At 53.1% G+C, this 5,806-nt stretch carries 6 protein-coding genes and 1 pseudogene; 6 read left to right on the plus strand and 1 reads right to left on the minus strand.

Going from position 1 to position 5,806, the window contains the following annotated elements; genetic code table 11:
• The first annotated feature begins 124 nt into the window (after positions 1 to 124).
• From ABF463_RS13645 to ABF463_RS13660, 4 genes are all read left to right on the plus strand, one after another.
• Positions 125 to 997, plus strand: coding sequence for a UTP--glucose-1-phosphate uridylyltransferase (locus ABF463_RS13645; protein ID WP_415534449.1), 873 nt, complete (start codon positions 125 to 127; stop codon positions 995 to 997).
• A gap of 29 nt (positions 998 to 1,026) precedes the next feature.
• The gene (locus tag ABF463_RS13650; RefSeq protein WP_415534451.1) at positions 1,027 to 1,566 is read left to right on the plus strand and encodes a hypothetical protein; all 540 of its coding nucleotides are present in this window, start codon (positions 1,027 to 1,029) and stop codon (positions 1,564 to 1,566) included.
• A gap of 216 nt (positions 1,567 to 1,782) precedes the next feature.
• Positions 1,783 to 2,913 carry an MGDG synthase family glycosyltransferase gene (locus tag ABF463_RS13655; RefSeq protein ID WP_415534453.1) on the plus strand — a complete coding sequence of 377 codons (1,131 nt, stop codon included), beginning with the start codon at positions 1,783 to 1,785 and terminating at the stop codon, positions 2,911 to 2,913.
• Positions 2,910 to 4,097, plus strand: a complete 1,188-nt coding sequence (locus ABF463_RS13660) for a CCA tRNA nucleotidyltransferase (RefSeq protein ID WP_415534455.1) — start codon at positions 2,910 to 2,912, stop codon at positions 4,095 to 4,097. Before ABF463_RS13655 ends, ABF463_RS13660 begins: the two co-directional genes overlap by 4 nt.
• Positions 4,098 to 4,168: 71 nt before the next feature.
• Here the strand turns inward: ABF463_RS13660 and ABF463_RS13665 are convergent, their stop codons facing one another.
• Positions 4,169 to 4,555 carry a CAP domain-containing protein gene (locus tag ABF463_RS13665; protein WP_415534457.1) on the minus strand — a complete coding sequence of 129 codons (387 nt, stop codon included), beginning with the start codon at positions 4,553 to 4,555 and terminating at the stop codon, positions 4,169 to 4,171.
• Here ABF463_RS13665 and ABF463_RS13670 point away from each other — a divergent pair.
• Together ABF463_RS13670 and ABF463_RS13675 are read left to right on the plus strand one after the other, a co-directional pair.
• The gene (locus ABF463_RS13670; RefSeq protein ID WP_415534459.1) at positions 4,527 to 5,081 is read left to right on the plus strand and encodes a hypothetical protein; all 555 of its coding nucleotides are present in this window, start codon (positions 4,527 to 4,529) and stop codon (positions 5,079 to 5,081) included. The two genes, ABF463_RS13665 and ABF463_RS13670, sit on opposite strands and share 29 nt — an antisense overlap.
• Before the next feature lie 526 nt (positions 5,082 to 5,607).
• A pseudogene (locus tag ABF463_RS13675) lies at positions 5,608 to 5,806 on the plus strand (2-hydroxyglutaryl-CoA dehydratase); the annotation flags it as partial.

Below are 5,806 nucleotides of genomic sequence, written 5' to 3' on the forward strand. Positions count from 1 at the left end.
TTCCACATCATTAAAAACAAATTGTGAAGGCACTGTGAAATTACTTTGAGATATTTTTTAGAAACTATACATTCATAACACCATATGTTATAATTTGACTTGTACAATATTAGGAGGACGTGCTATGAAAATTAAAAAAGCCATTATTCCGGCGGCAGGTCTGGGAACGCGTGTGCTTCCCGCTTCAAAAGCCATCCCGAAAGAGATGCTACCGCTGGTGGACAAACCGGCTATCCAATATATCGTGGAAGAAGCGGTCAACGCTGGCATTGAGGAGATTCTCATCATCACCAACCGGAACAAAACGGTGATGGAGGATCATTTTGACCGCAGCCCGGAGTTGGAACAGAAGCTGGCTGAAGCCGGAAAGCTGGACAAATTGCAGATCGTGGTGGATGTGGCAAATCTGGCAGATATCACGTATATGCGCCAGAAGGAAACACATGGATTGGGCCATGCGGTTTTGATTGCCCGCCCGTTTGTGGGGAACGAACCGTTTGCTGTTCTGTATGGTGACGACGTGATCGTGGGCAAAAAACCGGCGATTGGTCAGCTTTGTGCGGCATATGAGGAATACGGTCTTGGCGTTGCGGGCATCAAGCAGGTGCCGGAAGCAGATATCCACAAGTATTCTTCGTTGGCGGTGGAGCCGTTGCATGACCGCATCTTCAAAGTGACCGATATGGTGGAAAAGCCGCAGACGCCGGATGAGGTACTGTCACTTTACTCCATTCTTGGCAGGTGTGTGCTTCCCCCTGAAATTTTTGATATTCTTGCAACAACACCGGTTGGCGCGGGCGGAGAATTGCAGCTGACCGATGCTATGCGCACCCTCACACGCACCAAAGGAATGATGGGTGTCGATTATGAGGGCATTCGTTATGACATGGGCAGCAAGCTTGGTATTATGAAGGCTTCGGTAGAGGCGGCGCTGGTTCATGAGGAAATCAAAGACGACTTTCGGGCGTATATCAAGCAACTTGTCAAAACACTTTAAAGAAAACAAAGAGGCGCGAATAACAAGCAATGTTGGAAACTTTAAAAGCATATGCGGAGGCACAGACAATCGTATCAGTTTATACCAACGAACAGGATACGAGCGAATATGACTGCGGTGTGCTCAACGTGGTCGATGAAGAATGGGCGATACTCAACAGCGTGGCGCCGCAGGGAATCTACGACGGCTATCGGCTGCTGCGGACGGATGATATCTATCGTATCGATGCATATGGTCCGTATGAGGACAAGATCCGGTATTATGCCCGCTCTTGGCCGGAGAAGCACGCGGTGGATTTTGGCACCTCTCCGGATGTGTTGCATGGCTTTTTCAACGTATGTATCCAGAAGGGCTGGCTGCTTTCCGTGGAACTTGCCAACAGCGGTGAGAGAGATGTGACCGGCATCCTAAAGGACTATACGTGGGAATCTGTCACTCTGCGCGGCGTGGATAATTACGGGCATAAAGACAGTCTGAGTACATTGCTGACTGAACGGATAACCAACATAGACGCCGATTCGTTATATTGCAGGGCCAGATTGTATGCGGCCCGCCCCGAGGATGACTGATGTACGTTTGCGCTGAGCACAAAAAATAACGGTTTGGCTCTGCACCAAAAGCACTCGACCTGTTTTGGCAGGCTGGGTGCTTTTTGTAAAATGGGGCGTGTTGTGTGCGCTGTCTGGTTATGCTATAATGAGGTTAGGAATTTCTGTAAAATACTGTATAAAATTTTTGCACGCAAAAGCCTGAGACAGGCTGCGCGTGTCATGGAGGCAAGGCGCATGAAAGTTCTGCTGCTGACCAATACGGCCGGGCAGGGACACAATGCTACGGCGAAAGCATTAAGCGAACAGCTCAACGCCATCGGGGCGGAATGTCGGATATTGGACTCCTACCGTTATATCAGTCCCCCATTGTACCAGACGATTGCGCGCGGCTATCTGATTGCAACTTCCATAACGCCGATGGCCTATGGCGTGGGTTATCGTTTTGCTGAACATAAAGAAAAAAGCAATTCCAAATATTCAGTGCTGAATGCGGCAAATTCCATCATGTCACTGAAGCTGGCCCGTTTTTTGCGGCGTGAGTTCCAACCGGATGTCATCATCTGCACACATATTTTTTCCGCACAGCTCATCAATGCTATGAAGAAGAATGGTCGTATCCGTGCAAAAACCATTGGTATCATCACGGACTTTACAATCCATCCGTTTTGGCAGGATGTTGACCAGATTGACTATTTTGTGACAGCAAGTGAACTGCTGACGCATCAGGCTGTTTGGAAAGGCATTGATGCTCATAAGATTCTGCCGTTCGGTATCCCTATTCAGCCGAAGTTTTCGTCCTATATGGAAAAAACAGAGGCACGTGCGGCACTGGAGCTTGCCCCTGACCGCTTTACCGTATTGGTGATGGGTGGCAGCATGGGGCACGGCAACCTCGCGGGTGTGATTGAACAAATCGATCATTTGGACAACGATTTTCAGGTGCTGGCTGTTTGCGGCAACAACAAGCACGCTTACCAGAAGATTCGGCGGCTTACCACCCGTAAGAAAGTCTGTGTTTACGGGTTTGTGGACAATGTGGATGTGATGATGGATGCGGCAGACTGCATCATTACCAAGCCAGGCGGGCTGACCACCAGCGAAGCGCTTGCCAAAAATCTGCCCATCCTGATGATGAACCCGATCCCCGGTCAGGAAGAACGCAATGTGGAATTTTTGGTCAATAACGGACTGGCTGTCAATGTCACCAATACCTACCCGGTGGACGAGGCGCTTTATCAATTGTTTTTATATCCGCAAAAGCTCAAAAATATGCAATCAAACATTCAGTTGGTTGGCAAACCCCATGCTACGGATGACATCTGCGCATTTGTTATGAAGCTGTGCGGCAAAAGTCTGCCGACATGAATCCGCTGTTTTCTGCGGGAATGATGGAGATGCTGGCGGTGTTCGATCGAGCCGGCATTGAGGCGTGGCTGGTGGGCGGCTGTGTGCGCGATAGTCTGCTGGGACGTGTGCCGCAGGACATCGACATTGCGACTGCCGCCACACCGGCACGGGTGCAGGCGCTTTTCCCCAAAACACTTCCGACTGGCCTGCGGTATGGGACGGTGACTGTTTTCTGTGGGGATGCACACGCTGAGGTGACGACGTTTCGCAGTGAATCGGGCACGCGGGATGTCCGGCATCCCGCTTCCGTGTCGTTTGGTGTGTGCCTGCGGGATGATTTGGCGCGGCGCGACTTTACAATGAATGCGATGGCATGGCATCCGACCCGAGGACTGTGCGATCCGTTTGGCGGCTCGAAGGATTTGCGTGCCGGGCTGGTGCGCGCGGTGGGAGAGCCGGCGCTGCGCTTTGCGGAAGACGCGCTGCGTATTCTCCGCGCCTATCGGTTTGCAGCACAGCTTGGGTTTGAGATCGAATCCTGTACGCGCACGGCGGCAGTAACCGCCATGCCGTTGGTTGCACACCTGAGTGCGGAGCGGGTGCGGGCAGAATGGGAAAAGCTGCTTTGCAGCCCGTCTCCCACAGTGGCTTTTTGGCCGGAACTCGCGGGCGTGTGGCAAGCTGTTGGACTGCCGGTTGGCCCGGTTTGCCCGCCGGACGGAATGGAACGGGTGCCCAATCACGCTGCGCCGCGTTGGGCGGCGTTTGTTTTTCTTACGCATCTGGATATGCAACTGCTTTTTGAACGATTGCGCTTTGCAAATCGGCTGGCAGACGAGGTACGCACGCTGGTAGAGGTGTTAAAGGAGCGGTTGCCCGACAATGCGCTGGCACTGAAAAAGCATCTGGCGCACATATCGCCTGCGCTGCTGGATGAAGGGCTGCTTTTGCGCGGGTTGCTGCTTGGCGAACATGTGGAAGAGCAGCGTGCGTTGCTGGCGGGCATTTTGGCACGCGGGGAGCCGTATCTCCCGACGCATTTGGCACTGCGCGGTCGGGAACTGGTCGATATGGGGTACGCCGGCGCTGCCTGCGGACATGTGCAGCACGCGTTGCTGGATTATGTTCTGCACAATCCCTCACGGAATACAGTTGCATGTCTGCGGGACTATCTTTCACGGCATCCGCACGATTTTGCATAATGGCATAGAGAAACCGCGCACCCAGTGGGTGGGCGGGTTGTCGATTATTGCCTGTGGGACGTCTGCCTGTTTTACGGATGGATAAATTCCTGTGTCCAGTAGATGGTGCCGTTGCTGTTCTTAACAGCGCCTACGCCGATCTGCGTATAAGAGCTGTTTAGAATATTGGCACGATGTCCGGGGGAGTTCATCCACGCGTCCATAACCGACTGTGCGGTGGGTTGACCGTAGGCAATGTTCTCGCCTGCGGCGGTGAAAGAAATGCCGAACTGTTTCATCATATCAAACGGCGAGCCATACGTAGGCGATTGATGGGCAAAATAATTGTTGGTAATCATATCCTGCGATTTTACCCGGGCCATGTTGGCAAGGCTGGCATTGACAGTCAGTGCGCCAAGGCCGTTTGCCGCACGTTGTTGGTTGACCAGCGTGACCACTTCACTTTCAGCCGCGCTCAAACCGGCAACGCCGGTGGAAGAAGAGGGGGTCGAGGAAACAGACTGGGAAGCTGTCGAACCGGCTGCTGTAGAAGATGAAGAGGATGCAGGTTTGCTGACGGTCGATGACGAGGACTGCGATGTGGTTGAGGAGGTCGTTTTGGAAGAGGCTTGGCTGGACGGTGTGGAGGGAGTCGCGGTCGAAGACGATGACTTATGCACAGCACCAGAGGACGCGGACGTGGTGCAATTGGGCTGTGAAGCGGCGGAAACCGGGCAGTTCGCCTGTGCCGGCGCCTTGCTGGCCATTCTGCTTACGGTTTTGCAGGGGATGGTTTTGGATGCAGAGGCAACGCCTTTTTCCCCGAACAGGGACAGCACGTACTGCTGGACATCTTTGCAGGTGCCTTGCACACTGCATACGACAGTTTTGCAGGCGGATTCCAGCGGATTACAGGCGCTTGTTTTTGTTTGGGGAGCTGCGGCTGCTACCGAGAGCGGCAGGACGGCTGTCGTCACGGCGATGGCAATACTCTTTTTCCATTGAAAACGCAAGGTGTTTCCTCTCCTTTTGGGGGTTGGGCAAACATGTCATTGCGCGCATATGTGTAAAAGGATGACAAAAGATGCAAGCCCAAAGCGCATACCGCGCGCGGCAAAGCCGGCGGGGCAGCTTTCTCGTGCAATAGCCCTGCTTAGGGCACAGTGGGCGACATGTCTTTTGGTTTCGGCCGGTCGACCGGGAACGTTTGGTGGGGCGGAGGGCCAGTGCCGCACCCATACTGCCAGCATAGCATGTTTTTGCCGCGCCGGCAAATGCGCCGCATGAAAAGCTGTGGGGGGCGGCTGCAAGCGAAAACTTAGAAGATCGCATAGATATGCCGCTTTTGCAAATGGTTACGTCCGCGGTTTTTTCCACAAATTACATGTCGCAAAAAAACATAATGACCGCGCCCATATCCACAGCGGCTGGCAGAACATGACGTTGTTTGGAATCAAGCATCCCACACAGTCGGTACGCATAAATATGTGCATTTCCGCGCATACTTTTTACAAAACAGGAGGTTTTTGCAATGGGTATGCCTTGCTATTTGGGAATAGATGTTGGGTCGGTCAGCACCGATTTGGTTTTGATGGATGAAACGGGTAAATTGCTGTCTTCTTTGTATCTGCGCACGCGCGGCCGCCCGGTGGAAACGCTGGAAGACGGCCTGCATCGCCTAGGCGAAACTGTACCGGATGCATCCGTGCGCGGTGTGGGCGCGACAGGCA

The organism is Ethanoligenens sp. (assembly GCF_047718355.1).
Classification (GTDB): Bacteria; Bacillota; Clostridia; order Oscillospirales; family Ethanoligenentaceae; genus Ethanoligenens.

What these genes read in the sequence shown, in the direction of transcription:
- ABF463_RS13645 (WP_415534449.1), top strand. Translation starts at nt 125, where the DNA reads ATGAAAATTAAAAAAGCCATTATTCCGGCGGCAGGTCTGGGAACGCGT.
- ABF463_RS13650 (WP_415534451.1), top strand. Translation starts at nt 1,027, where the DNA reads ATGTTGGAAACTTTAAAAGCATATGCGGAGGCACAGACAATCGTATCA.
- ABF463_RS13655 (WP_415534453.1), top strand. Translation starts at nt 1,783, where the DNA reads ATGAAAGTTCTGCTGCTGACCAATACGGCCGGGCAGGGACACAATGCT.
- ABF463_RS13660 (WP_415534455.1), top strand. Translation starts at nt 2,910, where the DNA reads ATGAATCCGCTGTTTTCTGCGGGAATGATGGAGATGCTGGCGGTGTTC.